The 24,564-nt window shown below is 64.5% G+C and carries 22 protein-coding genes and 1 pseudogene; 14 read left to right on the top strand and 9 right to left on the bottom strand.

Features of this window, described 5'->3' with window-relative positions:
- Positions 1-154: 154 nt before the first annotated feature.
- The 4 genes from NCT32_RS15550 (at position 155) to NCT32_RS15565 (ending at position 5,926) form a co-directional block, all read left to right on the top strand.
- Entirely contained in the window at positions 155-3,385 is a 3,231-nt protein-coding gene (locus NCT32_RS15550; protein WP_250477329.1) for an ATP-binding protein, read from the top strand.
- Positions 3,386-3,507: 122 nt separating this feature from the next.
- Positions 3,508-4,041 (top strand): hypothetical protein, encoded by a 534-nt coding sequence (locus NCT32_RS15555; RefSeq protein WP_061118357.1) that lies wholly within the window; start codon positions 3,508-3,510, stop codon positions 4,039-4,041.
- A 227-nt stretch (positions 4,042-4,268) separates the two neighbouring features.
- Positions 4,269-4,535, top strand: a complete 267-nt coding sequence (locus tag NCT32_RS15560; RefSeq protein WP_061118356.1) for a hypothetical protein — start codon at positions 4,269-4,271, stop codon at positions 4,533-4,535.
- A gap of 176 nt (positions 4,536-4,711) precedes the next feature.
- Positions 4,712-5,926: a L,D-transpeptidase gene (locus tag NCT32_RS15565; protein ID WP_061118355.1), complete on the top strand. Its 1,215-nt coding sequence runs from the start codon at positions 4,712-4,714 to the stop codon at positions 5,924-5,926.
- A gap of 67 nt (positions 5,927-5,993) precedes the next feature.
- On the opposite strand, the gene NCT32_RS15570 is transcribed toward NCT32_RS15565, so the two are convergent.
- Positions 5,994-6,878, bottom strand: coding sequence for a DMT family transporter (locus NCT32_RS15570; RefSeq protein ID WP_061118214.1), 885 nt, complete (start codon positions 6,876-6,878; stop codon positions 5,994-5,996).
- Between the two features lie 90 nt (positions 6,879-6,968).
- Complete coding sequence (locus NCT32_RS15575; protein WP_061118213.1) at positions 6,969-7,154, bottom strand: hypothetical protein; 186 nt, start codon at positions 7,152-7,154, stop codon at positions 6,969-6,971.
- A 205-nt stretch (positions 7,155-7,359) separates the two neighbouring features.
- Here NCT32_RS15575 and phnS point away from each other — a divergent pair, with 205 nt between their 5' ends.
- The 5 genes from phnS to NCT32_RS15600 all read left to right on the top strand — a co-directional run bounded on the left by phnS (position 7,360) and on the right by NCT32_RS15600 (position 13,922).
- A complete protein-coding gene (gene phnS, locus NCT32_RS15580; protein ID WP_061118212.1) occupies positions 7,360-8,430 on the top strand; it encodes a 2-aminoethylphosphonate ABC transporter substrate-binding protein in 1,071 nt (356 codons plus the stop codon).
- 1 nt (position 8,431) lies between these two features.
- Positions 8,432-9,493: a 2-aminoethylphosphonate ABC transport system ATP-binding subunit PhnT gene (gene phnT, locus NCT32_RS15585; protein ID WP_061118211.1), complete on the top strand. Its 1,062-nt coding sequence runs from the start codon at positions 8,432-8,434 to the stop codon at positions 9,491-9,493.
- Positions 9,471-10,400, top strand: a complete 930-nt coding sequence (phnU, locus tag NCT32_RS15590; RefSeq protein ID WP_061118210.1) for a 2-aminoethylphosphonate ABC transporter permease subunit — start codon at positions 9,471-9,473, stop codon at positions 10,398-10,400. The genes phnT and phnU overlap by 23 nt, the downstream gene beginning before the upstream one ends.
- A gap of 1 nt (position 10,401) precedes the next feature.
- Positions 10,402-11,214 carry a 2-aminoethylphosphonate ABC transport system, membrane component PhnV gene (gene phnV / locus NCT32_RS15595; RefSeq protein WP_061118354.1) on the top strand — a complete coding sequence of 271 codons (813 nt, stop codon included), beginning with the start codon at positions 10,402-10,404 and terminating at the stop codon, positions 11,212-11,214.
- A 254-nt stretch (positions 11,215-11,468) separates the two neighbouring features.
- A complete protein-coding gene (locus NCT32_RS15600) occupies positions 11,469-13,922 on the top strand; it encodes a glycogen/starch/alpha-glucan phosphorylase (RefSeq protein ID WP_061118353.1) in 2,454 nt (817 codons plus the stop codon).
- 8 nt (positions 13,923-13,930) lie between these two features.
- Here NCT32_RS15600 and NCT32_RS15605 read toward each other — a convergent pair whose 3' ends face one another.
- Together NCT32_RS15605 and NCT32_RS15610 are read right to left on the bottom strand one after the other, a co-directional pair.
- Complete coding sequence (locus tag NCT32_RS15605) at positions 13,931-14,248, bottom strand: hypothetical protein (protein ID WP_250490431.1); 318 nt, start codon at positions 14,246-14,248, stop codon at positions 13,931-13,933.
- 110 nt (positions 14,249-14,358) lie between these two features.
- Positions 14,359-14,763 carry a DUF6232 family protein gene (locus NCT32_RS15610; protein WP_061118208.1) on the bottom strand — a complete coding sequence of 135 codons (405 nt, stop codon included), beginning with the start codon at positions 14,761-14,763 and terminating at the stop codon, positions 14,359-14,361.
- A gap of 218 nt (positions 14,764-14,981) precedes the next feature.
- On the opposite strand from NCT32_RS15610, the gene NCT32_RS15615 reads away from it, so the two are divergent.
- Both NCT32_RS15615 and NCT32_RS15620 read left to right on the top strand, forming a co-directional pair.
- Positions 14,982-15,275: a helix-turn-helix transcriptional regulator gene (locus NCT32_RS15615; RefSeq protein ID WP_061118207.1), complete on the top strand. Its 294-nt coding sequence runs from the start codon at positions 14,982-14,984 to the stop codon at positions 15,273-15,275.
- A 55-nt stretch (positions 15,276-15,330) separates the two neighbouring features.
- Positions 15,331-16,392 carry an alkene reductase gene (locus NCT32_RS15620; protein ID WP_061118206.1) on the top strand — a complete coding sequence of 354 codons (1,062 nt, stop codon included), beginning with the start codon at positions 15,331-15,333 and terminating at the stop codon, positions 16,390-16,392.
- A gap of 355 nt (positions 16,393-16,747) precedes the next feature.
- On the opposite strand, the gene NCT32_RS15625 is transcribed toward NCT32_RS15620, so the two are convergent.
- Complete coding sequence (locus tag NCT32_RS15625) at positions 16,748-17,944, bottom strand: porin (RefSeq protein WP_061118352.1); 1,197 nt, start codon at positions 17,942-17,944, stop codon at positions 16,748-16,750.
- Between the two features lie 239 nt (positions 17,945-18,183).
- Between NCT32_RS15625 and NCT32_RS15630 the strand changes: the two genes are divergently transcribed.
- Entirely contained in the window at positions 18,184-18,552 is a 369-nt protein-coding gene (locus tag NCT32_RS15630; protein WP_061118205.1) for a nuclear transport factor 2 family protein, read from the top strand.
- 12 nt (positions 18,553-18,564) lie between these two features.
- On the opposite strand, the gene NCT32_RS15635 is transcribed toward NCT32_RS15630, so the two are convergent.
- The 3 genes and pseudogenes from NCT32_RS15635 to NCT32_RS15645 all read right to left on the bottom strand — a co-directional run.
- Positions 18,565-19,680, bottom strand: coding sequence for a succinylglutamate desuccinylase/aspartoacylase family protein (locus NCT32_RS15635; RefSeq protein WP_061118351.1), 1,116 nt, complete (start codon positions 19,678-19,680; stop codon positions 18,565-18,567).
- A gap of 194 nt (positions 19,681-19,874) precedes the next feature.
- Positions 19,875-20,669: an ABC transporter substrate-binding protein gene (locus tag NCT32_RS15640; RefSeq protein WP_061118204.1), complete on the bottom strand. Its 795-nt coding sequence runs from the start codon at positions 20,667-20,669 to the stop codon at positions 19,875-19,877.
- Positions 20,670-20,871: 202 nt separating this feature from the next.
- Positions 20,872-21,365, bottom strand: a pseudogene (locus NCT32_RS15645) (EmrB/QacA family drug resistance transporter); the annotation flags it as partial.
- A 217-nt stretch (positions 21,366-21,582) separates the two neighbouring features.
- Here NCT32_RS15645 and NCT32_RS15650 point away from each other — a divergent pair.
- Positions 21,583-22,479: a hypothetical protein gene (locus tag NCT32_RS15650; RefSeq protein ID WP_061118202.1), complete on the top strand. Its 897-nt coding sequence runs from the start codon at positions 21,583-21,585 to the stop codon at positions 22,477-22,479.
- On the opposite strand, the gene NCT32_RS15655 is transcribed toward NCT32_RS15650, so the two are convergent.
- Positions 22,469-23,203, bottom strand: a complete 735-nt coding sequence (locus NCT32_RS15655) for a TetR/AcrR family transcriptional regulator (protein WP_061118201.1) — start codon at positions 23,201-23,203, stop codon at positions 22,469-22,471. The genes NCT32_RS15650 and NCT32_RS15655 overlap by 11 nt on opposite strands.
- 174 nt (positions 23,204-23,377) lie before the next feature.
- On the opposite strand from NCT32_RS15655, the gene NCT32_RS15660 reads away from it, so the two are divergent.
- Positions 23,378-24,559 (top strand): isovaleryl-CoA dehydrogenase, encoded by a 1,182-nt coding sequence (locus NCT32_RS15660; protein WP_061118200.1) that lies wholly within the window; start codon positions 23,378-23,380, stop codon positions 24,557-24,559.
- Positions 24,560-24,564 lie beyond the last annotated feature (5 nt).

Genomic DNA, 24,564 nt, shown 5'->3' on the forward strand with positions numbered 1-24,564 from the left:
GGTACGGGCGACCATGCCACTGGCCGGTGATATACGCACCGCGGCCTTTTTGAGAAACTAACCGCACCGATTATTGCGGAGGTGCGGCTTGTTCGATCATGCAGGGCCAGGTAGCGACGTTGCGCGGGCCGCACGCGCGCGACGGCGCTCGTGCGTGGCGATCCTCTTTGTCATCCTGATGACAGGCGTGCTATGCGCGGCGTCCGCGACGGCGGCCGCGAAAGAGCGCATCGTCGTCGGCGTGGCACCAGGCGTCGTGCCGCCGCTCGACATGGCGTATCCGCGTGCGGGCGATCCGCGCGGCATCTCGGTCGACTACGTGAACGCCGTCGCGGGCGCGCTAAAGGCCGATACGCAATGGCGTCTCTATTCGAGCCGCGCCGCAATGATTGCAGCGCTCAAGCGCGGCGAGATCGACATGGCGACCGGCGCGACGGGCGAGGACAGCGGCGCGGCGCTCGCCTACAGCCGCCCGTATCTGCCGCGCAAGCAGCTCTTCATCGAACCGATCGAGACGCGCCCGCCGACGCATCGGATCGCGTACGTCGACACGCAAACCTCGCCGGCGCGCTTGCGGGCCGCGTATCCGTCGATGACGCCCGCCGCTTATCCCGACCTGATCGGCGCGCTGCTGGCCGTATCGTTCGGCGATGCCGACGCGTTCGTCGGCGACATGACCGCCGCCGCCTACGTCCTCAGGCATTTCAAGTTGCCAAACGTGGCCGTCACCCACTTCGCCGCTGCCGACGAAGACGGTTACCGTTTCGCATTCGCGGCGGACCGGCCCGGAGCCGTTTCATTGCGGCACCGGATCGATGACGCGCTCGCAGCGCTGCCGCCGGCATTTCTGCTGCTCGAGTATGCACGGTGGAATCCGAGCGCGGACTTGATCGCGCAGCGCAGACCCATCGAGCTGTCCGAAGAGGAAGCCGCGTGGGTGAAGGCGCATCCCGTCGTTCACTTCTCGATGCTCGCGCAAGGCGCGCCCCTCTCGTTTCGCGACTCGCAAGGCCAGCCAGCGGGCGTCGCGGTCGATCTGCTCAATGCGATCGGACGCGTCACGGGGCTGCGCTTCGAAGCCCGCATGCGCGATTCGATCGATCAGTTGACGGCCGACATGAAAAGCGGCACATCCGCCATCGTGCCTTACGGCATAGGCGATGCGCCCATGGCCGGGACGGTATCCTCGGCGCCGACCGGCGAGGGCATCTTCGCGATCGTGACGGCGGCGGGTCAGCCGCGGCGGCGTGACGCAGCCGCGCTCGCGGGCAAGCGGGTCGCGCTCGCGGCCTATGCGCCGCTGCAAACACTCGTGCGGCAGCAGGCTCCGGACGCGCGTTTCATCTACACGGCGCGGCTTGAAGAGCAGCTTCACGCCGTCGCGCGAGGGGAAGCCGACGCAACTGTCACCGATCTGACCTTCGCAAACTATCGGGTGGGCAATCCGTACCGCGGTTCGCTCGTCGTGAGCGGTGTGCTGTCGACGCAGCCGGTCCCGTACAGGCTGAGCGTTGCGGCCAACGAGCCGATCCTGCTCGGCATCATCAATCGTGCGCTCGCCAGCTTGCCGCTTCCGCAACTGGAGTCGATCCGCGCACGCTGGGCCCTCTCCGAACATCCCGAGCTGCTGTGGGAACGCCGCCGCCCGCAAGTCGCGCTCGGCGCGCTGCTGGGCGCCGCGCTCGTGCTGGTGCTCGCTGGCTGGGCGCTGACGCTGCGCGTGCAGGTCGGCCGCCGGATTGCCGCCGAGAATGCAATGCGCGCCGCGAAGGAAGAAGCCGAGACGGCGAACCGCGCGAAGTCCACCTTCCTCGCGGCGATGAGCCACGAAATCCGCACGCCGATGAACGCCGTGCTCGGGCTGCTCGAAATGGAGCTGCGCGCACCCGGTGAGCGCGCCGCGACCGAGCGCGCGCTGTCGATCGCGCACCGGGCCGCACACGATCTGCTCGGCCTGATCGACGATTTGCTGGACGTGGCGAAGATGGAGGCCGCACGCCTCGTGCTCGCGCCTGCGCCGCTCGAGATCGAGGCGTGGGTCGCGGGCGTCGCGGCGATCTATGAGCCCGTCGCGCGCGCGAAGGGCGTCGGGCTCGCCGTGAAGTGCCTGTCCGATGGCGGCCCCGCCTGGGTCCTCGCCGATGGCCAGCGTCTGCGGCAGATCGTCGGCAACCTGCTCTCGAACGCGATCAAGTTCACCGATGCCGGCGCGGTCACGCTCGAATACGGCGTCGCCCCGCCCCGCGACGACAGGCGCGCGGTGACGCTCGCGGTATCCGACACGGGCATCGGCATCGCGCCCGAGAAACAGGCGATGCTGTTCACGCCGTTCGTGCAGGCGCACGATGGCCACGCGCGCAGCGTCGGCGGCACCGGGCTCGGACTCACCATCAGCAAGCGGCTCGTCACGATGATGGGCGGCACGATCGAATTCTCGAGCGCACCCGGACGCGGCACGCGCTTCACGGTGCGGCTCGATTTGCCGCAGGCGCAAGCCGTTGCATCCGTTGTCCCATCCGTCGTCGAGACGGGACCGGTACAGGCGCATGCCATGGAGGCATCGCTCGCGGGCCTGCGCGTGCTCGTCGTCGACGATCATCCGGCCAACCGCATCGTGCTCGACCGGCAGATCAGGCTGCTTGGCGGTGTCGCGCAACTGGCAGTCGACGGCCAGGGCGCGCTCGCACGCTGGCGCGCCGAGCCACGCGCGCTCGACGTGATCGTCACCGATTGCTCGATGCCCCGAATGAGCGGCGAGGAACTCACGCGAACGATCCGGGACGACGAAGCCAAAGACCCGTCGAGGCCGCGCGCCGTGCCGATCGTCGGCCTGACCGCGAATGCGCAGCCCGACGCGGCCATGCGCGCGATCGCATCGGGCATGAACGCCTGCCTCGTGAAGCCGCTCGCCCTCGACGATCTGCGCGAGGCGTTACTTGCGGTGACGCGCCGCGGCCGAGAATCGACGGCGTCGCCGAAAGTGCCAACGGCCGCGCCCGATCCGGACACGCCGGTGTTCGACCACGCCGCGCTGGCAGGCTTCGGCGATCAGGCCGGCACGCTCATCGACACGCTGAGAGCCGCCAACGCACAGGACCTCGCCGATGCGCACGCCGCATTCGACGCCTGCGACCACGCCCGCCTGCGCGATATCGCGCATCGCATGAAGGGTGCAGCCGCGGTGATCAAGGCGGCGCCGTTCATTCGCGCGTGCGTCGCGTTGCAGCGCGATTGCGAACGCGCGGTCGCCGAAGATCGCAACGGCGACGACGATGCGCCTGTCGCCGCATCGTTCGCGGCATTCGTCACGGCGGCCGGGGCGCTCGATGCGGCGCTCGCCGATCCGCTCGCCTGTGCGTCGTCCGCATCCGGCTCATCGACATGACGCGCTTCGAGGCTCGTGACGAACGCTTCGCGTGCAGCGTGCGTTTCGTGTGTTTTAATTGAACCTCAATCATCTCAAAAAACGCGCGGCTATCCGTGGCCGCGATGGATGCGCAAAGAGGCATGAGTCGAAGGGATACGCGGTTCACCGAGAAAACGAAGCCGGGCGCGGGCCGCAGGAGCCGGCGCGCGCGTGCGGCGCTGGCGTTTTGCTGCGCGATGTTCGCGTTGATGCCGGGCACGCCGCGCGCCCAGCGCGCCGAATGGCTCGATGCGCGCGTCACGCAGGCGACCATCGTCGATACGATCTGCGTGCCGGGCTATGTGGACCGCGTGCTGCCGTCGTTCGAGATTCAGATGCACCAGAAGGAGCGGCTTTTGAAGCAGCGGAGCATCGATGCGTCGTTCGCGTCGGAATATGCGCTCGATCACCGCATGCCGGTGCTGCTCGGCGGCTCGCCCAATTCTCCCGCGAATCTCGATCTGCGCCGCTGGGAAGGGCGTGCGGGCCAGCGGCGCAAGGAACGGCTCGCCGTCTATCTGAAGCGCTGCGTCTGCACCGGCGACATCACGCTAAAGAGTGCGCAGAGCGCGATGGCGGGCGACTGGCCCAATCGCTATCCGAATCTTTCGAGCATGACGTGCAACGGCTTCTGACGATTGATCCGGGGCATCCGTCCGATTTAGAACATTTATTGAAAAAGGACGCGATGTCGCAGCACGCGAATGGTCTACGGGATTAGTATGGAGCTATCTCGAAATTCGTCTGGAGCTTGCCATGATCGTTACGTAGTGTCCTTTCTGGTCATCGGCACGCTTGCGGCGCACATGATCGTGAAGCAGCGCCGGCAGCCCGTGCGCGTGCGCGCAAGGAGGTGAAGGCGATGAACCTGATCGTCTGGAATCTTCCGCAACGCTGCGCCGCGCGCGACGTGCGACGCTTTCTGGAGCATGAGCTCGGCGGCTATGCGAGCGATATCGAAGTCCACGGCGCAGGCACCGCTCACGCCTACGCGACCGCCAGGCTCGCGATCGATGTGCCTTACATCGGCGAGGCGATCGCGCAGAAGCTGTGTCATCAGCGCTTGCTCGACGAGCCCTTGCGCGCGCGCGCATCGCCATCGGGTGATGCGTCCATCCGCCTGCATTGAGCGCCTGCGCTGCGCCGTACGGCGCGCGGCGCCCGGAATGAACTTTGCTGAATTTCCCCTGACGAACGTTATGTAGCGGCGAAGCCGGTGCCTCGTGCGCACCGGCTTTTTTGTCTGCGCGAGATTTGACGCAGGCGCCGCTCGTCGGCAGAACGCAAAGCGGATCATTCATATCGATGCATCAGGCAGGAAAGAACAAGACGCCGCTCGGCGCAAGGATCTTCATGAGCGCGGCGGCGGGCGCGCTCCTTTCGATGGCGACAGCGGTTCATGCGCAGCCTCAGGCTGCGTCGGGCGCATCGGGGACGGTCGGGCAGGGCCGTGTGACGGCGCGGCCCGTCGCGCCCGCGGTGCCCGTGCCGCCGATGCCGCAAAGCGCGAGCATCCCGCATGGCGCGAGCGCGCCTGAACGCGGGCTGCCGGCCATGCCCGTGCCGATGCCGGCGCAACCGGCCCCCACAGCTTCCGCGGCTTCCGAGGCTGCCGCCGCATCAGCCGCGAGCGCGGCGTCGGCGGCATCGGCGGCAAGCGCCGCGAGCGCGGCATCCGAAGCACAGGCGCCCGAAGTGCCGCTGCCCCCGGAGCCGCCCGAACCCAATCTTGCGCAGCGTACCGGGATACCGCCGGCGGGCGCATACGCGATGCGGCAGAACTTCGCGAAGGAAGTCGACCGGCGTCTCACTGTGCCCGTCGCGGATCAGCAGGCGTATGGCCGTTTGCTCCAACATGCGCTCGACGATGACGGCCACGGCGATCTCGCCAACGAGTTCGTCGTGCTGGTCGATCGCAGTGCGAACGTGCAGGCGATCTTCATCTACTTCCGCGCGAAGGCGGGCGATGCGTGGTCGATGATCGGCGCGTCGCCGGTATCGACGGGCCGTCCCGGCACGTACGATCACTTCGTCACGCCGCTCGGCGTCTTCCAGCACGTGCCAGGCAACATGGACTTCCGGGCCGAGGGCACGCTGAACGAGTTCAAGATCCGCGGCTACGGCGCGCGCGACATGCGCATCTACGATTTCGGCTGGGCCGAGGGCGAGCGCGGCTGGGGCAAGGGCGGCAAGTCGCCGATGCGCTTCCAGATGCACGCCACCGATCCGGAGAAACTGGAGCCGCTGCTCGGCATGCGGCATTCGAAGGGGTGTGTGCGCATTCCGTCGACGCTCAACACGTTCATCGATCATTACGGCATTCTCGACGCGCAATACGAGGCACGCGCATCCGAAGGCGAGTCCATGTGGGTCCTGAAGGCCACGCGCAAGACGACGCCTTGGGCGGGCCACTATCTCGTTGTCGTCGATACGGGAAGGAAAACGCGGCCGGCGTGGTCGCCGGGCCCGGGGAAGGCGGTGCGCGAGCACATTCCGGCGGGCGCGAACACGGTCGATTGAGCCGCGCGCCTGTTTCGAGCGCGCGAGCAAGCGCGGATAGAACCGCGCGAGAAAGACCCCGAGGCGGCTATCTCGCGCGCGCGAGCAGCACGCCCGCAAGCGCGACGCCAAAGCCCGCGAGTTGCACGGCGTCGAGCGTCTCGCCGAACGCGAGAAAGCTTTCGAGTGCGGCGAGTGGCGGCGCGAGAAAGAGCAGGGCGGTCGCGCGCGATGCGTCGCCGCGCCGGACCATCCATACGAGCAGCGTCGTCGCGACGCCCGAGAGCATCGCGATGCCCCATGCGAGCGAGAGCCACGTCGTCATCGACGGAATGAAGCGATGCTCCCCGAGCGCCATGACCAGCACCAGCGCGACGATCGCCGCGCCGGCGTTCTGCAGCGCGCTGGCGCTGCGGATATCGGCGCGTGCGAGGGAGGTCTTCTGGTACAGCGTGCCCGCGGTGATGGCGACGACGGAGAGCAGCGCGATCGACACGATGATCCACTGCGAGGCATGCCCGCTTGCTGCATGTTGGACGTGCGCGCCGCTCGCCGCGATCTTCGGCGCGAGTACGAGCGCGACGCCCGCGAGGCCCAGCGCGAGGCCGCCCCATGCGCGTGGCGAGAGCCGTTCACCGAAGAGCCGCGCGGCGACGGCGGCCGTCAGGAGCGGTTGCAGCGCGCCGAGCAGCGCCATGACGCCCGCGCCCAGCCCCTCTGCGACGGCCCAGTAGCCCGCGCCGAGATAGACCCCTTGCAGGAGCGCGCCAGCGACGAGGTGCCGGCCGATGTCGCGGCCCTTCGGCCAGGGCGCCCGCGTGATGACGGCGATCACGAGAAACAACAGCGTCGTGCCGGCGAAGCGCGCGAGCAGATACAGATTCGGATCGACGTAAGGCGTGATCGCCCGTGCGACGATGAAGCCGGTCGACCAGAGAAACACGAAGACGGGAGCGGCGAGGATCGAAACCATGTGAGGCATGCGGCAAGATGAGATGCCGCAGTATCGGTGCGGATGCCCGCAGTCGTCTTGTTCAACCGTGCACTCGCCGGTGCGGGCGCGTCATTCGATTGCGAAGGTGTCGAGCGGCTGATTCGCGCGTGCATCGCCCTCGAAGCGGCGCGATAGTTGCGCATGCAACCGCTTTGCTTCGTCGAGGGTGAGATCGATCCAGTACGGATCGCCCGCAGCGTCGTTCAAGCGATCGGGAGGGAACTGGATTTCGATCACTACGCCTTTTTTGTACATCTTCGTGCCTTGTCCGGAGCTTCGTGCGAAGCCAGATAGTCTAGCGGACAGGTACTCGTGGATTGCTTACCCTGCGGAAAGAATGCATTGCTTTGGGCGGGCAAAACAACCAAACCCGGTTCACATCGATGTCACAGACCTCTGCAATGCTTGGCGGTTGAAGGTCGCCACCGCCCATCCACCACCCCGACAAGAGACACCATAAATGACCCGCGATTTCCGCTTCGCGCGCCACGTGCTGCCGGCGTTCGCCGCCATCACCCTGTTTGCCGCGATGCCCGCCCACGCCACCGACGCCGTCGTCCTGTACACCGCCGATGGTCTCGAGAATCTCTACAAGGACGTGCTTCCCGCATTCGAAAAGAAGGAAGGCGTGAAGGTCAACATCGTCACGGCGGGCAGCGGCGAAGTGGTCAATCGCGCGACCGTCGAGAAGGATTCGCCCAAGGCCGACGTGCTCGTCACGCTGCCGCCGTTCATCCAGCAGGCGCAGCAAGGCGGCCTGCTGCAGCCCTATCAGAGCGTGAACTACAAGAACGTGCCCGCCATCGCCAAGGCGCAGGACGGCGCATGGGCCACGTTCGTCAACAACTACTTTTCGTTCGCGATCAATCCGGAAGTCACGAAGGCCGCACCGAAGACCTTCGCCGATCTGCTGCATCCGAGCTACTCGGGCAAGATCGCATATTCCAATCCGGCGACGGCAGGCGACGGCATGGCCGTCATCATCCTGACCTCCGCGCTGATGGGCGAGGACAAGGCGTTCGACTACCTCAAATCGCTCGAGCAGAGCGCGAAGTTCCATACGAAAGGCACGGGCTATCTCGACGTGCTGCTCTCGCGTAACGAGATCGCGTTCGCCAACGGCGATCTGCAGATGGACCTCGACGACGCCGCGAACGGCGGCCTCTCGATCAAGCCGCTCTTCCTGTCGCACAAGGCCGGCGAAGCGCCGACCACCTTCCAGTTGCCGTATGCGATCGGCCTCATCAAGAGCGGTCCGAATCAGGCGGCGGGCAAGAAGCTGATCGACTATCTGATGTCGTCGGACGTCCAGTCGAGAGTGCCCGATATTTACGGCATTCCGGGCCGCACCGACGTGCCGCTCGCCGGCAAGAACGGCGAGGCCGTCAGGCAGGCGATCTCGGGCGTGAAGCTGATTTCCGTCGACTGGAACGAAGTCATGCGGAAGAAGGCCGGCTGGACCGAGCGCTGGAAGACCGAGGTCATCGGCAATACGGGCAAGCAGACCGAAGTCGTCAAGCCGAAGTCGTAAAGTGAGCGCTCTGCCCAAAGAAGTGTCCGGCGTTCACGCGACGCCGGGTGTGCACATCGATCGTCTGACGGTGCGCTTCGGTACCCGCACCGTGCTCGACGATCTCTCGCTGCGCATCGGTCGCGGCGAATTCCTCACCGTGCTCGGCCGAAGCGGCTGCGGCAAGACCACGCTGCTGCGCTTCATCGCGGGCTTCGTCAAGGCCGATGCACTGGCGGGCACGCTCGCCATCGCGGGTCGCGATCTCACGCACGCGCCGCCGCATCAGCGCAATCTCGGGCTGCTGTTCCAGAGCTATGCGCTCTTTCCACATCTGTCCGTGTTCGACAACGTCGCGTTCGGGCTGCGCGCACGCAAGCTGAAGACGGGCGAGGTCGCAAGGCGCGTCGCCGATGCACTCAAGCTCGTGCAGCTTTCCGATGCCGGCCACATCATGCCCGCGCAGCTTTCCGGCGGCATGCAGCAGCGCGTTGCGCTGGCGCGCGCGCTCGTCATCGAACCGGATGTGCTGCTGCTCGACGAACCGCTTTCCGCGCTCGATGCAAACTTACGCGCCTCGGTGCGCAGCGAACTGAAGGCCTTGCATGAGCGCTTGCCGAATCTGACGATCGTCTGCGTGACGCACGATCAGGACGATGCCCTCGTGCTCTCCGATCGCACGCTCCTGATGCGCGATGGCCGCATCGCGCAACTCGGCGCGCCGCGCGAACTATACGACGCGCCCAACGATGCGTTCGTCGCGCGCTATCTCGGCGCGGCGAATCTGCTGCCGCCGCGCGTGGTGTATCCCGTCGGCGATGCGCGGCACGACGAGCGCGAGCGCCTCGCGTGCATTCGTCCCGAGCGCTTCACGATCGTCACGCTGGGCGAAGGTCCGTTGCATGGCACCATCGCGTCCGTCGAATGGTATGGCGCGGCGCTTTCCATTACGGTCGCGCTCGATGCGTCGCCGGGCGAACCCGTGCTCGTGACGACGCAACGCGGCCATGCACGCATGCCCGAGAAAGGCACGCGCGTGTCCCTTCGCTTCGAGGCTGACGATGTCGTCCTTGTTCGTTCCTGACAGCGCCGTGCGCGACGAAGGCGGCATCACGGACGCAGATCTCTGCGCGCAATTCGCCGCGCATGCCGCGCACGCGAAACGCCGCGAGCGCAAAGGGCAATGGCATCTGCTCTTCATACTCGTGTTCGTGCTCGGGCCGCTCGTCGTCTATCCGCTCGCGCGACTCGTGATGCTCAGCGTGACCGGCACGCATGGTTTCACGCTGCACGCGTACACCGCGTTCTTCGGCAATACGGAAACGCGCGGCATGATCGGCACGACGCTCGGCATTCTCTTCGCGAGCGCGAGCATCGCTTCTTTGCTCGGCGTCGCGATCGCGTCGATGTTGTTCTTCAGACCGTTCGCGGGCGCGCGTTTGCTTACGCGCTTTCTCGAGTTGTTCGTCGCGTTTCCGTCGTTTCTGGTCGCGTTCACGCTGATCTTTCTTTACGGTTCGCAAGGGTCCGTCAGCATCGGCTTGCAGCGGCTCTTTTCGCTCGATGCGACGCCGCTCGATTTCCTCTTCGGCATCGGCGGCGTGATTCTCGCGGAAGTCGTGTTCTATGCGCCGTTCGTCGTGCGCCCGACGCTTGCATCGTATGCGACGCTCGACATGCGGCTCGTCGAGGCGGCGAGGAGCCTCGGCGCCGGTGGCTGGATGGTCGCGACGAAGGTCGTGTTGCCGCTCGCGTGGCCGGGCATCGCCGCCGGCACGATTCTCTGCTTCCTTCTCACGCTGAACGAATTCGGCATTCTGCTCGTGCTCGGCAGCGCGCATCTGATCACCTTGCCGATCGCGATCTACAGCGCGGCAACCGTCGATCTCGATCTTCCCACCGCGGCCGCGGGCTCGGTCGTGATGCTGCTGATGTCGCTATCGCTCTATGCGCTATACAGGCGCGTCAACCGGCGCGCAGGAGTCCGCTGACATGCAGCTTTCGGGTTCATCGCGATTCACGCCCGGCGCGTGCCTGCGCCTCGCGATCACGGGCTTCGTCGCGCTGCTGTGCTTCTGGCTGTTCGTGTTGCCGGTGGTCGTCGTTGCCTTGTCGAGCGTCGCGTCGCACTGGTCGGGAACGATCTTGCCGGATGGCGTCAGCACACGCTGGTTCGCGCGGCTTTCATCGAGCGATCTCGATGCGTTGAGCACGAGTCTCGGAGTCGGCGTGGGCGTCGCGTTCATCGGCACGGCGCTCGGTTTGTGGCTCGCGCTCGCGCTGGAAGGGCGCGACCGGCGCGGCCTCGGCGCGCTCGTCGATGCCGTCGCGATGATGGGCAGCGGCGTGCCGAGCGTCGTGCTCGGGCTCGCGGTGTTGATCGCGTATCACAAGCGTCCGCTCGATTTGTCCGGATCGGCCGCCATCGTCGTACTGGTGCAGCTCGCGCTCGTGCTGCCGTTCTGCTATCGCTGCGCGGCCGCCGCGCTGCGTCCCGAGCTCACGATCTTGCGCGAGGCCGCCGCAAGTCTCGGCGCACCGCCGCGAATGGTGCTCGTGCGCGTGGTATTGCCGCAACTCGTGCCCGCGATCCGCGCGAGCCTCGCGCTCGGCTTCGCGCTCTCGCTCGGTGAGCTGGGCGCGACGCTCACCGTCTATCCGCCGGGATTCGCGACCGTGCCGATCGTCGTCGTGGGTCAGGTCAATCGCGGTTACTATCTGCCTGCGTCGGCGCTCTCGCTGATTCTGCTGGCCGTATCGCTCGCGGCGCTTCTGCTGATCGCCGCTCGCGCACCGCGCCGCTGATCGCTCAAAAAAAACATCTGGAATCCGAAATAAATCGCCTTGTCATGTCAGGTTCGCCGTTGTTGCAAGCAATTCGCGGGCCTCGCCTCCGTTTCCGCCTCGTCATACCAAAAAAAACAAAACTGGCGTAACCTGCACATTCAGGCACGTCCGCACCCGCTCGACCGGATCAGCGCGCCAATATGGGGCACTCGGCGTGAACTCTCGTCATGCTTTCGCGGTCGTTGCATATGTCGCAAATACCGGAGGTTCCGATGACATCCGTCGACCTGGAATTCGACCAGCTCAACAGCACTGTCGATGCGCTCAGGCGCTCCATCTCGAACCGCCTGATGTACGGCGTAGGCAAAGATGCGGTCACCGCGCAGCCGCGCGACTGGCTCCATGCCGCCGAACTGGCGGTGCGCGATCGTCTCGTCGCACGCTGGATGCGCACCACGCGGCTGCAGTACGAACAGGACGTGAAACGCGTCTACTACCTGTCGATGGAGTTTCTCATCGGCAGAACTTTCAGCAATGCGCTGCTCGCGCTCGGCATCTACGACGAGGTGCGCGATGCGCTGGCCGGGCTCGGCGTCGATCTCGCGGCGCTCGAGGACCTGGAGCCGGACGCCGCGCTCGGCAACGGCGGCCTCGGCCGTCTCGCGGCCTGCTTTCTCGATTCGATGGCGACCGTCGGCGTGCCGGGCTTCGGCTACGGCATCCGTTACGAATACGGCATGTTCCGCCAGACGATCGTCGACGGCAATCAGGTCGAGATGCCCGATTACTGGCTGCGCGCGGGCAATCCGTGGGAGTTTCCGCGGCCCGAAGTCGTGTACACCGTGCATTTCGGCGGCCGCACGGTGCAGCACGACGATCGCACCGACTGGATCGACACCGAGCACGTGAATGCGATGGCCTACGATACGGTCATCCCGGGCTTCGCGACCACCGCAACGAATACGCTGCGCCTGTGGTCCGCCCGCGCGACCGATGAGTTCGACCTGTCGGCGTTCAATCAGGGCGACTATCGCCGCGCGGTGGAGGCGAAGAACACGTCGGAGCACGTCTCGCGGCTGCTGTATCCGGATGACTCGACGCAGGCTGGCCGCGAGCTGCGCCTGCGTCAGGAGTACTTCTTCGTCTCCGCGACGATGCAGGATCTGATTCGCCGCTATCAGCGCACGCACACGCACTTCGGGCGGCTCGCGGAAAAGGTCGCGGTGCATCTGAACGACACGCACCCGGTCCTCGCGATTCCCGAACTGATGCGTCTTCTCGTGGACAGGCATCATCTGCCGTGGGACAAGGCGTGGAAGCTCATTCAGCAAATGTTCTCTTACACGAACCACACGCTGATGCCCGAGGCGCTCGAAACGTGGGACGTCGAGATGCTCGCGCGTTTGCTGCCGCGGCATCTGGAGATCATCTTCGAGATCAACGCGCAGTTCCTGAAGCAGGTCACCGAGAAGTTCGGACGCGATGTCGATCTGATTCGGCGCATCTCGCTCGTCGACGAGTATGGTCAGCGGCGCGTGCGCATGGCGCATCTCGCGATCGTCGCGAGCCACAAGGTGAATGGGGTGTCGAAGCTGCACTCGCAACTGATGGTGCAGAACATCTTCTCCGACTTTGCGCGCATGTATCCCGAGCGCTTTACCAACGTAACGAACGGCGTCACGCCGCGACGCTGGCTTGCGCAGGCGAGTCCGTCGCTGTCTTCGCTGATCGACAAGCGGCTGGGGCCGCGCTGGCGCACCGATCTCTTCGAGCTCGGCCGTCTGCGCGAATGGCGTGACGATCCGGAGTTCTGCAAGGCCTTCCACGACGCGAAGTTCGCCAGCAAGCTCCGCCTGGTGGAACGCGCGAAGCGCGACGCCAACGCGATCATCAATCCGGAAGCGTTGTTCGACTTGCAGGTGAAGCGCATTCACGAGTACAAGCGGCAACTGCTCAACATCCTGTACGTGATCGTGCGCTACAACCGCATCCGCGAGAATCCGGAGAAGGACTGGACGCCGCGCGTCGTGATGTTCGCGGGCAAGGCGGCATCCGCATACAAGATGGCGAAGAACATCATCAAGCTCATCAACGATGTCTCGAAGCGAATCAACGCGGACCCCCTCGTGGGCGACCGGCTCAAGGTCGGCTTCATTCCGAACTACGGGGTGAGCGTGGCCGAGCTCATCATTCCGGCGGCCGATCTGTCCGAACAGATTTCGATGGCGGGCACCGAGGCATCGGGTACCGGTAACATGAAGCTCGCGTTGAACGGCGCGCTGACCATCGGCACGCTCGATGGCGCGAACATCGAAATCTGCGACGCGGTCGGGCGCGAGAACATCTTCATCTTCGGCAACACGACCGATGAGATCGAATCGCTGCGCGCAGCGGGGTATCGGCCGCGGCAGATCTACGAGGAGAACCCGGAACTGAAGCTCGCGCTCGACCAGATCCGCCTCGGGCATTTTTCGCCGGAAGAGCCGCATCGTTTCTACGACATCTTCCACACGCTCGTGGATTGGGGCGATCACTACATGGTGCTCGCCGATTTCGACAGCTTCGACAAGACGCAAACCGAAGTCGATCTGAAGTTCCGCGACAAGGAAGCCTGGACGAAAAGCGCGATCGAGAATGTGGCGGGCATGGGCATCTTCTCGTCGGATCGCACGATCGCGGAATATGCGCGCGACATCTGGCACGTCGAGCCGCTGCAGGTGACCTGACGATGCGCTCAGTGCCGCGTGTCGCCCGACACGCGGCCGAGCGTTGCGTGAGGGAAATGTGCGGTGAGCGTGCCGATGACGTCGTTGATGTCTTCGCTGTCGGTCTCGACATGGAGCGTCGTGCAGTCGTGAAGACGGCTCGTCTCGACGACATACGCCTGCGCACGCGCGCCGAATGCATACGCGAGGACTTCACGCGCGGCTGACGAGTCGAGTCCCGGAACGGTCAGATCGAAGGCGACGCAACGACGCGTTTCGCGGCGGCGTGGCGAGCCGCCGCTGAGCGTATGGGGAAGGCCGGCTGAATCGGATGTGCGGAGGTCCATCGATGTAAGCCGTCCGATGACGGCTCGTAGTGGCAACGCTTGCACTGTAGCGTCGCGCGCCTAAAGGCCGGGCTAAAGTGGTGCGCCGCCGTATAAACGCCGTATCAAGATCACGCTTGCGGCTTGGCCGCCGCGCTTGCCGCGTGTTTCGCGACTGCCTCGCCGACGAGCGCCGCCACCTTGTCCGCGAATTCCTGATCCTTCGTGATGAGCACTTCGCGCTCGCCGTCGGGCGTCGCGACTATCAACTGATAGATCACGTCCTGCGTGATCCACGTGAGATAACCCACCACGGTGGTCATCACGCCCAGCACGAGCGCCGCACCCGAGCCGGTGATGATTCCCGCCCCGAGCGCGACGAGGCCGAGCAGCGCAATGATGACGGGCAGCGGCTTCTGGCGCGGAATCATCACGACGCGCGCGGCGCGCAAATCGCGCAGCGGAATCATCTGACCCGACGCCGACAGGCCGGCGCGCGAGAGCGTGACGCCACGTTCGTTGAAAGGAGTATCCATAAGGTTTCGTAGTTTCTTACGGCCGGTGAAACCCGGGAGCGTACCAGACCGTGCCGGGCGGCGGCAGTTACTGACAACGCGCGGAGCGACTTCTGACAATATTCTGCACGACGCTCGTCATGTCACGATTTGCATATCGTGAATTTACGATATATACTTCGCCGCAAGACGATTCGAACAACCTGTGCGTTCCAATCGTCAGACGCACGAGCAACGAAATGGACATCGACGCAATTCACAAGGCCCTCGCCAACCCCCTTCGCCGCGAGATTCTCGAATGGCTGAAGGAGCCCCAGCAGCATTTCCCTGATCAGGAACTGCCGTTGTCGCATGGCGTCTGCGCGGGCCAGATCGATGGGCGCTGCGGCATGTCGCAGTCCACTGTTTCCGCGCATCTCGCGACCTTGCAAAAAGCCGGACTCGTTACCACGAAGCGCGTTGGACAGTGGGTGTTCTTCAAGCGCGACGAAGCGGTCATCCAGGCGTTCCGCGATTCCATTCGGAATCTCTGAGTTTTGCTTACCGCACGGTGAAAGTCTTCTTTCAACTTCATTAGGACACCAATTCATGTCGACACTCTTCGATCCGCTCAAGCTCGGCGCACTCACGCTCAAGAACCGCATCATCATGGCGCCGCTCACGCGTCAGCGCGCGGGCGTCGAGCGCGTGCCCAACGCGCTGATGGCGCAGTACTACGCGGACCGCGCAGCGGCGGGTCTCATTCTCAGCGAGGCGACCTCCGTCACGCCGCAAGGCGTCGGCTATGCGGACACGCCGGGCATCTGGTCCGACGAACAAGTCGAAGGCTGGAAGCTCGTGACGAAGGCCGTACATGACGCGGGCGGCAAGATCTTCCTGCAGTTGTGGCACGTAGGCCGTATCTCGGATCCGGTCTTCCTGAATGGCGAGCTGCCGGTGGCGCCCAGCGCGATCGCGGCCGGCGGGCATGTGAGTCTCGTGCGTCCGCAGCGTCCGTACGTGACGCCGCGCGCGCTCGAACTCGATGAAATCGCCGGTGTCGTCGCGGCATTCCGCAAGGGTGCGGAGAACGCGAAGCGCGCGGGCTTCGACGGCGTCGAAGTGCATGGCGCGAACGGCTATCTGCTCGACCAGTTCCTGCAGGACAGCACCAACAAGCGTGCCGACGCTTACGGCGGTTCGATCGAGAATCGCGCTCGTCTGCTTCTCGAGGTCGTCGATCAATGTATCGATGTGTGGGGTGCGGATCGTGTCGGCGTGCATCTCGCGCCGCGTGCGGATTCCCACACGATGGGCGACAGCGATCGCGCCGCGACGTTCGGTCATGTCGCGCGTGAGCTCGGCCGCCGCAAGATCGCGTTCATCGCGGCGCGCGAGCATGAAGCAGCGGACAGCCTCGGGCCGCAATTGAAGAAGGCGTTCGGCGGCGTCTATATCGCCAACGAAGGCTTCTCGAAGGCAAGCGCCGAAGCGATCATCGCTCGCGGCGATGCGGACGCGGTCGCGTGGGGCAAGCCCTTCATCGCGAATGCGGATCTCGTGCGCCGCTTCGAACTCGACGCAGCGCTCAACGACTGGGATACGTCGACGTTCTATGCGGCCGGTGCCGAGGGCTATACGGATTATCCGTTGCTCGAAACGGCGGAATAAGACGCCTGGCAGTCTGCGTCCCGATGTGAGAACAGCGGCTTCGGCCGCTGTTTGCTTTTTGGGATCGTGAAAGCATGGATCGATAAAAATTCCGCGTAGTCAAGATTGCGAATTAAGGTAAGTGCGCGTCGTTCGTCGCAGCGTACCGGACGATCTTCGACCCAGGAAGGGCCCCGAACGAACCACGGGGGAGAAGAGCTTTCGCGGCTTCAGCCTCGGCGCGGTGACGGCGACCTTGCTCGCGGCCATCGCCATGGACGATCACAAGGCCAGGCAAGAAAGGCAAGTAATCGCGCGAAGCAAAAAAACGGGCCGCTCGACGCGGCCCGATTCATGTCGGCCGAGCGGCCGAGGCTTAGAACTTGTGGCGGATGCCGACGCGGAACGCGAGCTGGTTGTTTTCGCCCAGTCCCGACGTGCCGAAGTAGCTCGACGACGACGAACCGATCGACGCCTGATTCTCGACGCCGTTGTTCGACCCCGACGCCTTTTGATAGACCGCGAGCGCGTACACGTCGGTACGCTTGCTCAACGCGTAATCGAAGCTCGCGTCGATCTGGTGCCAGTGGCCCTTGAAATTGTCGTACAGGTCCATGTAGGTATAGCCGAGACCGGCCGTCATCGCGGACGTGAATGCGTACTTGCCGCCGATGTCGAACGCGTTCAGGCGCGAGCTCGAACCGACGATCGGCTCGAAGCGCGTGTTCGTCCACAGGCCGAAAACCGTCGCCGCGCCGAACGCGTAGTTAGCGCCGATGCCGAACGTGCGCAGATCCTTCGCGTTGTTGGTCGTCCCGGTCGTGTTGATGTTGGCGATCGTGGAGCTGAATGCCGGCGTCGCAGCCGTCGGATAACGAATGTCCGTGTACGCCGCACCGATGCCGAGCGGGCCGGCCTTGTAGTTCAGGCCGAAGCTGTAAGCGCGCGACGAGCCCTGGGTCGTCGTGGTCCCGACCGTCGTGTTGGGCGTGCCCGCGAAGGCGCCGGCCGTGTTCGAGAAGCCGTACATCGCGCCGAACGTGAAGCCGTAGAAGTTCGCGCTCGAGAACTTGACCGCATTGTTGATGCGGCTCGACGTCAGCTGGTCGAAGTCGTTCATGTGGTACGCGTAGTTACCCGCGACGGTCTGGCCGCCGATCGCATAGTTCGAGCCGAGGTAGTCGGTGCTGAAGCTGTACTGACGACCGAAGGTCAGCGAGCCCACGTTGTTCTGCGCGAGACCGACGTAGGCCTGACGGCCGAATTCCGCGCCGCCCTGACCGAGCGTGCCCGTGCCGCTGTTGAAGCCATTCTCCAGCGTGAAGATGGCCTTCAGGCCGCCGCCGAGATCCTCGGCGCCTCGCAGGCCCCAACGGCTGCCTTGCGCGACGCCGTCGTCGTACTTGACGAGGGAATCGCCGGCGCGCGTCGGGCTCGCGGAGCTGTTGTTCACATAGCTGATGCCGGCGTCGATGATGCCGTAGAGGGTCACGCTGCTTTGCGCGTGGGCGGAGGTGGCGGCGAGGGCGGCAAATGCGGCGAGCGCGGCGGTCGCCAGGAGGTTCTTCTTCAAAACAAGCTCCGTGAGTTGGTTCGCGGTGTGGTTGTTGACGGTGTCTGCGGTGCGTCGCGCTCTGACGGCGCGTGGCGGCGACGGGCGCAAATGTAGCGATCGCTGAAGAAAGAAATGTGACACTGCTTGCAACCCGCTTGCGGTGTGTCGTGTGTGCAACACGGCTGGTGAAACATCGCCGCTTGTGCATCCGGCAGGTCCGATGCGATGCTCACGGTTCCGTCACCGCGAGCGAAATCATGGACGAGCAAGGAATCCGCGAACTGGAGGAGCGCCTGAAGAAGGCGATGGTGGCGTCGGACGTGGACGCGCTCGATGCGCTATTGGCCGACGACCTGAGTTTCGTCGATGCGACCGGCAAGGTGTGGACCAAGGCCGACGACCTGAATGGGCATCGCTACGGCATGCAGCGTATCGAGAAGCTGGATGTCGAAGAACAGAGCGTGCGCGTGTACGGTGCCTTTGCCGTCACGGTGACGCGTGTGGCGCTTTCAGGGACCTTCGCGGGCGCCCCGTTCGCGGGCAGCTTGCGCTACACGCGAACGTGGGGAGACATCGGCGGCGGGTGGAAGATCGTGGCCGCGCAATGCTGTCTTGCGCCGTTCTGACGCAAGCAGCGCTTACGCCGACAACAGCGAGCCCGTCCGATAAGCCTTCGCGCCCGCGATGCGCGCCACTTCGAGCCCCGCGGTCGCGAAACGCGTGATGTGCCGCGCGTACATCACGCCCGAGGTCGTGCATTTGAGCGTGGTGACGGTGTCGGTGAGCGGATCGACGATATCGGCGATCGGCGCGCCCGCTTCGATGAACGCGCCCACTTCCGCACGGAACACGAGTACGCCGGACGCCGGCGCGACGATCGGCTCGGCGCCTGCGAGCGGCGTCGCCGGATGCACGAGCGGCGGCTGCTCCGGCACGGGCGCATCGATCACGCCGCGATGGATCAGATAGTTGACGATCGCCCGCGCGTCCTTTTCGGCGAGCTCGTAGGAGACATCGTGCTGGCTGCGCAGCTCGACCGTCACCGAGATGCCGCCGTTCTCGATCGGGAAACGCTCGCCGTAACGCTGGCGCAGATCCGACCAGCAGAAGCTGTGGATTTCATCGAACGGATTGCCGACCGAATTCAGCGCGAGCAGCGAAGCCTTCGCATCGAGATAGCGGGCGAGCGGCTCGACTTCGTTCCAGATGTCCGGGTTCGTGTAGAGATGCAGCGCGGCGTCGAGATCGCAGTGCAGATCGAGCACGACATCGGCGTCGAAGGAGAGCTTCTGCAGCGCAAGGCGTTGCGATTCGAGCTCGGTGTGCGGCGTCTGTTCGTCGAGCGCTTCCTTCATCGCGGCGCGCACCGCGAGCTTGTTGGCGCCGGCGTCCTTCCCGAGGCGCGCTTCGATCCGCGGCGCGATCAGCGCGGCGAGATCGTAGAAATTCCGATTGAAGTTGTGACCGCTGTTGGTCTCGAAGCGGCCCATCAGCGTGCCGTGCAGATGCTGCGAGAGGCCGATCGGATTCGGCACCGGCACGATGACCACTTCGCCGCGCAGCTTCCCCGCTGCCTCGAATTCGGCGAGCAGGCGCCGCAGACGCCACGCGACGAGCATGCCGGGCAGTTCGTCCGCGTGCAGCGAGGACTGGATATAGATCTTCTGGCCGCCACCGGGGCCGTAGTGAAAACTCGTGATGGTGCGGGAAGTGCCGAGCGTCGGCGAAATCAGGGGATGAGTTCTGGTTTGCATGTTGGTCGCGCGCACGCGAATGCGCGGGTCTTGCCTCTGGGAATTGCCGGGCGCCGCGGTGTCTCCGTCCGTCGGCGTCCTACCGGACGTTCGATCTTAGCCGAAATCGGCGCGGCGGGCCTCCAAAAGGAAAACGGGCTCCGCGCCCTTGAGCGCGGAGCCCGTTTCTCAGCCGGTCGGCGTGAGCGTGAGGCTTAGCCGCCGTACACGTCGAAGTCGAAGTACTTCTTCTCGAGCTTCTTGTAGGTGCCGTCCTTGATGATGTCGGCGATCGCCTTGTCGATCTTCGCCTTCAGGTCGGTGTCTTCCTTGCGCAGACCGATGCCCGCGCCGTTGCCGAGCGTCTTCGGATCGTCGATGTTCTTGCCGGCGAAGTCATAGCCTGCGCCGCGCGGCGTCTTCAGGAAGCCGATTTCGGCCTGCACGGCGTCCTGCAGCGCGGCGTCGAGACGGCCCGAAATCAGGTCGGCGTAGACCTGGTCCTGGTTCTGATACGGCGTGACCGTCACGCCCTTCGGCGCCCAGTAGGTCTTGGCGTAGGTTTCCTGGATCGTGCCTTGTTCGACGCCCACGTTCTTGCCCTTCAGGCTTTCAGCCGTCGGCAGAATGTTGCTGCCCTTTTTCGCGACGAGGCGCGTCGGCGTGTTGAAGAGCTTGCTCGAGAAGGCGATCTGTTCGGCGCGTTGCGGCGTCATCGACATCGACGAGAGCACGCCGTCGAACTTCTTCGCCTTGAGCGCGGGGATCATGCCGTCGAAATCGTTCTCGACCCACACGCACTTCGCTTTCAGGCGCGCGCAAATCTCGTTGCCGAGATCGATGTCGAAACCGACCAGCTTGCCGTCGGCACCCTTCGATTCGAACGGAGGGTAGCTTGCGTCGACGCCGAAACGAATCGTCGAATAGTCCTTCGCAAGCGCCGGCGTGACGGCGGTGAGCGACGTGGCGGCGAGAAGGGACATCGTCAGTGCCGCGAGCAGTTTCTTCACTGTTTTAACTCCAGAAGGTGGTCAGTTCAGCCCGGAAGGTCTCGTATCCGGGCGTCCGGCGCGTCGATGAGCGCCGGAGCATGGCATTCCGCGGATCGTGTCCGCTCAGAATCGGCAGAAGGTTACCAAGCCAAAATAGTTCGGGAGCTAGTAAAAGCCCGGATAGCAGGGCTTTAGAGCTTTTCTTCGCGTTCCTTTTCCATCAGCGCTTCCTGAGCGGATGGTCCTTCAGGAACCACGATAGCGCGAAAGCGATGAGCGCAATGCACGCGGCGACGAGATAGACCGTGTGCATCGAGCCCGCGAACGCGTGCAGGTAATCGTCATGCAACGCGGCCGGCAGATGCGCGACCGCCTGCGGTCCGAGCGATTGCGGCAGCTCGGTGCCCGGCGGAATCAGCGTTTCGAGGCGAGACCGCAAGCTGTTTGAAAAGATCGCGCCGAATGCCGCCACGCCGACCGAGCCGCCGATCGAGCGGAACAGTGTCGCGCTGGAGGTCGCCACGCCCGTCAGCCGGAACTCGACGACGTTCTGCACCGCGAGCACGAGCACCTGCATCACCATGCCGAGCCCGAGGCCGAGCAGCGCCATGTAGATGTTCATGACGGCGAGCGGCGTGTCGAGGTCGAGCGTCGAGAGCAGCAGCATCGCAGCGAGACGAGCGCCGTGCCCATGATCGGGAAGAAGCGGTATCGAACGGGCGGGAAAGATCAGGGACGACCGGAGTCTTCGTGTTCATTGCGCCGGCGATGCTGATCGTGATGGCGGCGATTGGCTTCATGGGGCCGCCAACGCGCGATCTCGCGCTGGAGAAAATCTCGCGCTAGGCGCAAAAAGCGCGCGATGCTGTGAGTCAGCCTCCCGTATGCCAAAATCCGCAGAACGTACCCAATCGGCGGCCAATATTCGAATATGTCCGATACGCTCAACACACTCGAAGCAGATCATGCGATGCGCAACTGGACGTACCGGTCGATGGGGACCATTCCGATCGGTTCGGACCTGCACAAGCGCATGTTCTGCGAGATGCTGCTGACGACACACAATCCGTACAAGCCCGCTGTCATCGACTGGCCGAAGCTCGATCCCGCCGCGCTGAAGCGTGTGACTTCGCTGCCGATCTGGGATATCGCCGTTCAGACCGAGGGGCGCGCGTCGATTCGCGTCGCGACCTACGCGGGCACCGTCGCGGACCCCCAACTGCGGGAAGCCTTGCGCATGAACGGCGGCGAAGAAGCGCGGCACAAGCTCGTGCTCTCGAAGCTGGTCGAGGCGTACGGCATCGCCCTTGCGCCGGAGCCGCCGTATCCCGCGCCCGCCGATGCGCTGCGTGCATGGATGCTCACGGGCTACAGCGAGTGCATCGACAGTTTCTTCGCGTTCGGGCTTTTCGAGGCGGCGCGGCAATCGGGATATTTCCCCGAAGCGCTCGTCGAAACTTTCGAGCCGGTCATTCAGGAAGAAGCGCGGCACATTCTGTTCTTCGCGAACTGGGTCGCGTGGTATCGGCGCAGCCTGCCCTGGTATCGCAAGCCGTGGTTCCTGGCGAAGACCGCGAGCGTCTGGTTCTCGCTGATCCGCGACCGCATCTCGCTCGCGCGCGGCTTCGACAAGAGCGGTGCGGCGCAGGACGTGAACTTTCCTGCGAATGTCGGCGATTCGGTGGCGGGTGACGTATCGGTTCGCTCGTTGATCGAACTGTGTCTCGCTGAAAACGATCGCCGGATGGGGGGCTACGACGCGCGGCTTTTGCGCCCGACCACCGTGCCGAAGCTCGCGCGCTTCGCGTTACGCTTCATCAGGAAGTAGGCTTCTCTCGCGCGGCGCTCGTTTCAAAGCGCCGCGACGCTTCCTCCACGTCTTGCCGGAACTGCGCGAGCGCCGCCAGTTGCGCATTCGGCGGCTGTAGCGCCGTCCACAATACTTCCACCAGTTCGTTCGCCGTCGTCTCGATCTGAGTCTGACTCAGACGGCGCTTGGCAAGCGTCGCATCCCACAGCACGTGCTCCATCGGGCCGAATACGAGCGAGCGCAAAAGGCGCAACGGCAGGTCGCTGCGTACATGGCCGAGCGCCTGGCCGCGTGCGAGCACGTCCATCAGCGGCGCGGTATAGCGGCGCTGCAATTCCGTCAGCGTGTCCGACAGATCGTGCTGCTTGCTGCGGCCTTCGGACAGCACGAGCGCGCACAGCCCTGTTCCGTTCATGAGCATCAAGCGCATGTGCGTCCTGACGATGAACGCAAACTGCTGGCGCACCGAGCCGTCGCGCGGCAGGCCGGTCTCGAAAGCGTTGATGATTTCGTCGTACCAATCGGCGATCACGCGCGCGCATAGTTCGCGCTTGCCGCTGAAGTAGCTGAACACGGTCGCTTCCGAGATGCCCGCGCGTTGCGCGATCTCGGCGCTCGTCGCGGCGTCGTAGCCTTTCTCGGCGAACACGTCGCGACCCGCCTGGAGGATGTCCTTCACGCGCTGCTGCGATTTGACGCCGGCGGGCGCGCGGCGGCCGGTGGCGGTAGTTTGCGTCGACATTGGCGTGGGCCCGGAAAAATGAGCGTGCGAAATAAATGTGAGCGTAGCTCAAAAACCTATTGACGGCTAGCCGATTTGAGCGTGAAATTGCCTCATTCCGTGGTTTGCTGCCCTGTGTGAGTGAAACTCAAATTCAGGGCGCGCCGAAAACATCGCATCTGGAGGAGACGACTCATGAGCAACGTACCCGGACTGAATTTCGCGTTGGGCGAAGACATCGACATGCTGCGCGACTCGCTCGCCAATTTCGCGGCGAAGGAAATCGCGCCGCGCGCGGGCGAAATCGACCATAGCGACCAGTTTCCTATGGATCTCTGGAAAAAGTTCGGGGACCTCGGCGTGCTCGGCATGACCGTCTCCGAGGAATACGGCGGCGCGAACATGGGCTACACCGCGCATATGGTCGCGATGGAGGAGATTTCGCGGGCGTCGGCGTCGGTCGGATTGTCGTACGGCGCGCATTCGAATCTGTGCGTGAACCAGATTCATCGCAACGGCACGGAAGCGCAAAAGCAGAAGTATCTGCCGAAGCTGGTGTCGGGCGAGCATATCGGCGCGCTTGCGATGAGCGAGCCGAACGCGGGCTCGGACGTCGTCAGCATGAAGCTGCGCGCCGACGAAAAAGGCGATCACTACGTGCTCAACGGCACGAAGATGTGGATCACCAATGGCCCGGACTGCGACACGCTCGTCGTGTACGCGAAGACGGACATCGAAGCCGGTCCGCGCGGCATCACGGCGTTCATCGTCGAGAAGGGCATGAAGGGTTTTTCCGTCGCGCAGAAGCTCGACAAGCTCGGCATGCGTGGCTCGCATACCGGCGAGCTCGTGTTCGAGAACGTCGAAGTGCCGAAAGAAAACATCCTCGGTCAACTGAATGGCGGCACGAAGGTGCTGATGAGCGGCCTCGACTACGAGCGCGCCGTGCTCGCGGGCGGTCCGACCGGCATCATGCTCGCGTGCATGGACGCGGTCGTACCGTATATCCACGATCGCAAGCAGTTCGGCCAGGCGATCGGCGAATTCCAGCTCATTCAGGGCAAGGTCGCGGACATGTACTCCACGCTGCAGGCCTGCCGCGCGTATCTCTACGCTGTCGGCCGCCAGCTCGATACGCTCGGCTCGGACCACGTCCGCCAGGTGCGCAAGGACTGCGCGGGCGTCATCCTCTACACCGCCGAAAAGGCCACGTGGATGGCCGGCGAAGCCATTCAGGTTCTCGGCGGCAATGGCTACATTAACGAGTACCCGGTCGGTCGGCTGTGGCGCGATGCGAAGCTCTATGAAATCGGCGCGGGTACGAGCGAGATCCGCCGCATGCTGATCGGCCGCGAACTGTTCGCCGAGACGGCCTGAGGCGC

This window comes from Caballeronia sp. INML2 (assembly GCF_023631365.1).
GTDB lineage: Bacteria > Pseudomonadota > Gammaproteobacteria > Burkholderiales > Burkholderiaceae > Caballeronia > Caballeronia turbans.

Excerpts from the sequence above, each read along its gene's own strand:
- NCT32_RS15555 (WP_061118357.1), top strand. The coding sequence starts at position 3,508 with ATGAGTCGAAGGGATACGCGGTTCACCGAGAAAACGAAGCCGGGCGCG.
- NCT32_RS15560 (WP_061118356.1), top strand. The coding sequence starts at position 4,269 with ATGAACCTGATCGTCTGGAATCTTCCGCAACGCTGCGCCGCGCGCGAC.
- NCT32_RS15565 (WP_061118355.1), top strand. The coding sequence starts at position 4,712 with ATGCATCAGGCAGGAAAGAACAAGACGCCGCTCGGCGCAAGGATCTTC.
- NCT32_RS15570 (WP_061118214.1), bottom strand. The coding sequence starts at position 6,878 with ATGGTTTCGATCCTCGCCGCTCCCGTCTTCGTGTTTCTCTGGTCGACC.
- NCT32_RS15575 (WP_061118213.1), bottom strand. The coding sequence starts at position 7,154 with ATGTACAAAAAAGGCGTAGTGATCGAAATCCAGTTCCCTCCCGATCGC.
- phnS (WP_061118212.1), top strand. The coding sequence starts at position 7,360 with ATGACCCGCGATTTCCGCTTCGCGCGCCACGTGCTGCCGGCGTTCGCC.
- phnU (WP_061118210.1), top strand. The coding sequence starts at position 9,471 with ATGTCGTCCTTGTTCGTTCCTGACAGCGCCGTGCGCGACGAAGGCGGC.
- phnV (WP_061118354.1), top strand. The coding sequence starts at position 10,402 with ATGCAGCTTTCGGGTTCATCGCGATTCACGCCCGGCGCGTGCCTGCGC.
- NCT32_RS15600 (WP_061118353.1), top strand. The coding sequence starts at position 11,469 with ATGACATCCGTCGACCTGGAATTCGACCAGCTCAACAGCACTGTCGAT.
- NCT32_RS15605 (WP_250490431.1), bottom strand. The coding sequence starts at position 14,248 with ATGGACCTCCGCACATCCGATTCAGCCGGCCTTCCCCATACGCTCAGC.
- NCT32_RS15610 (WP_061118208.1), bottom strand. The coding sequence starts at position 14,763 with ATGGATACTCCTTTCAACGAACGTGGCGTCACGCTCTCGCGCGCCGGC.
- NCT32_RS15615 (WP_061118207.1), top strand. The coding sequence starts at position 14,982 with ATGGACATCGACGCAATTCACAAGGCCCTCGCCAACCCCCTTCGCCGC.
- NCT32_RS15620 (WP_061118206.1), top strand. The coding sequence starts at position 15,331 with ATGTCGACACTCTTCGATCCGCTCAAGCTCGGCGCACTCACGCTCAAG.
- NCT32_RS15630 (WP_061118205.1), top strand. The coding sequence starts at position 18,184 with ATGGACGAGCAAGGAATCCGCGAACTGGAGGAGCGCCTGAAGAAGGCG.
- NCT32_RS15635 (WP_061118351.1), bottom strand. The coding sequence starts at position 19,680 with ATGCAAACCAGAACTCATCCCCTGATTTCGCCGACGCTCGGCACTTCC.
- NCT32_RS15650 (WP_061118202.1), top strand. The coding sequence starts at position 21,583 with ATGTCCGATACGCTCAACACACTCGAAGCAGATCATGCGATGCGCAAC.
- NCT32_RS15655 (WP_061118201.1), bottom strand. The coding sequence starts at position 23,203 with ATGTCGACGCAAACTACCGCCACCGGCCGCCGCGCGCCCGCCGGCGTC.
- NCT32_RS15660 (WP_061118200.1), top strand. The coding sequence starts at position 23,378 with ATGAGCAACGTACCCGGACTGAATTTCGCGTTGGGCGAAGACATCGAC.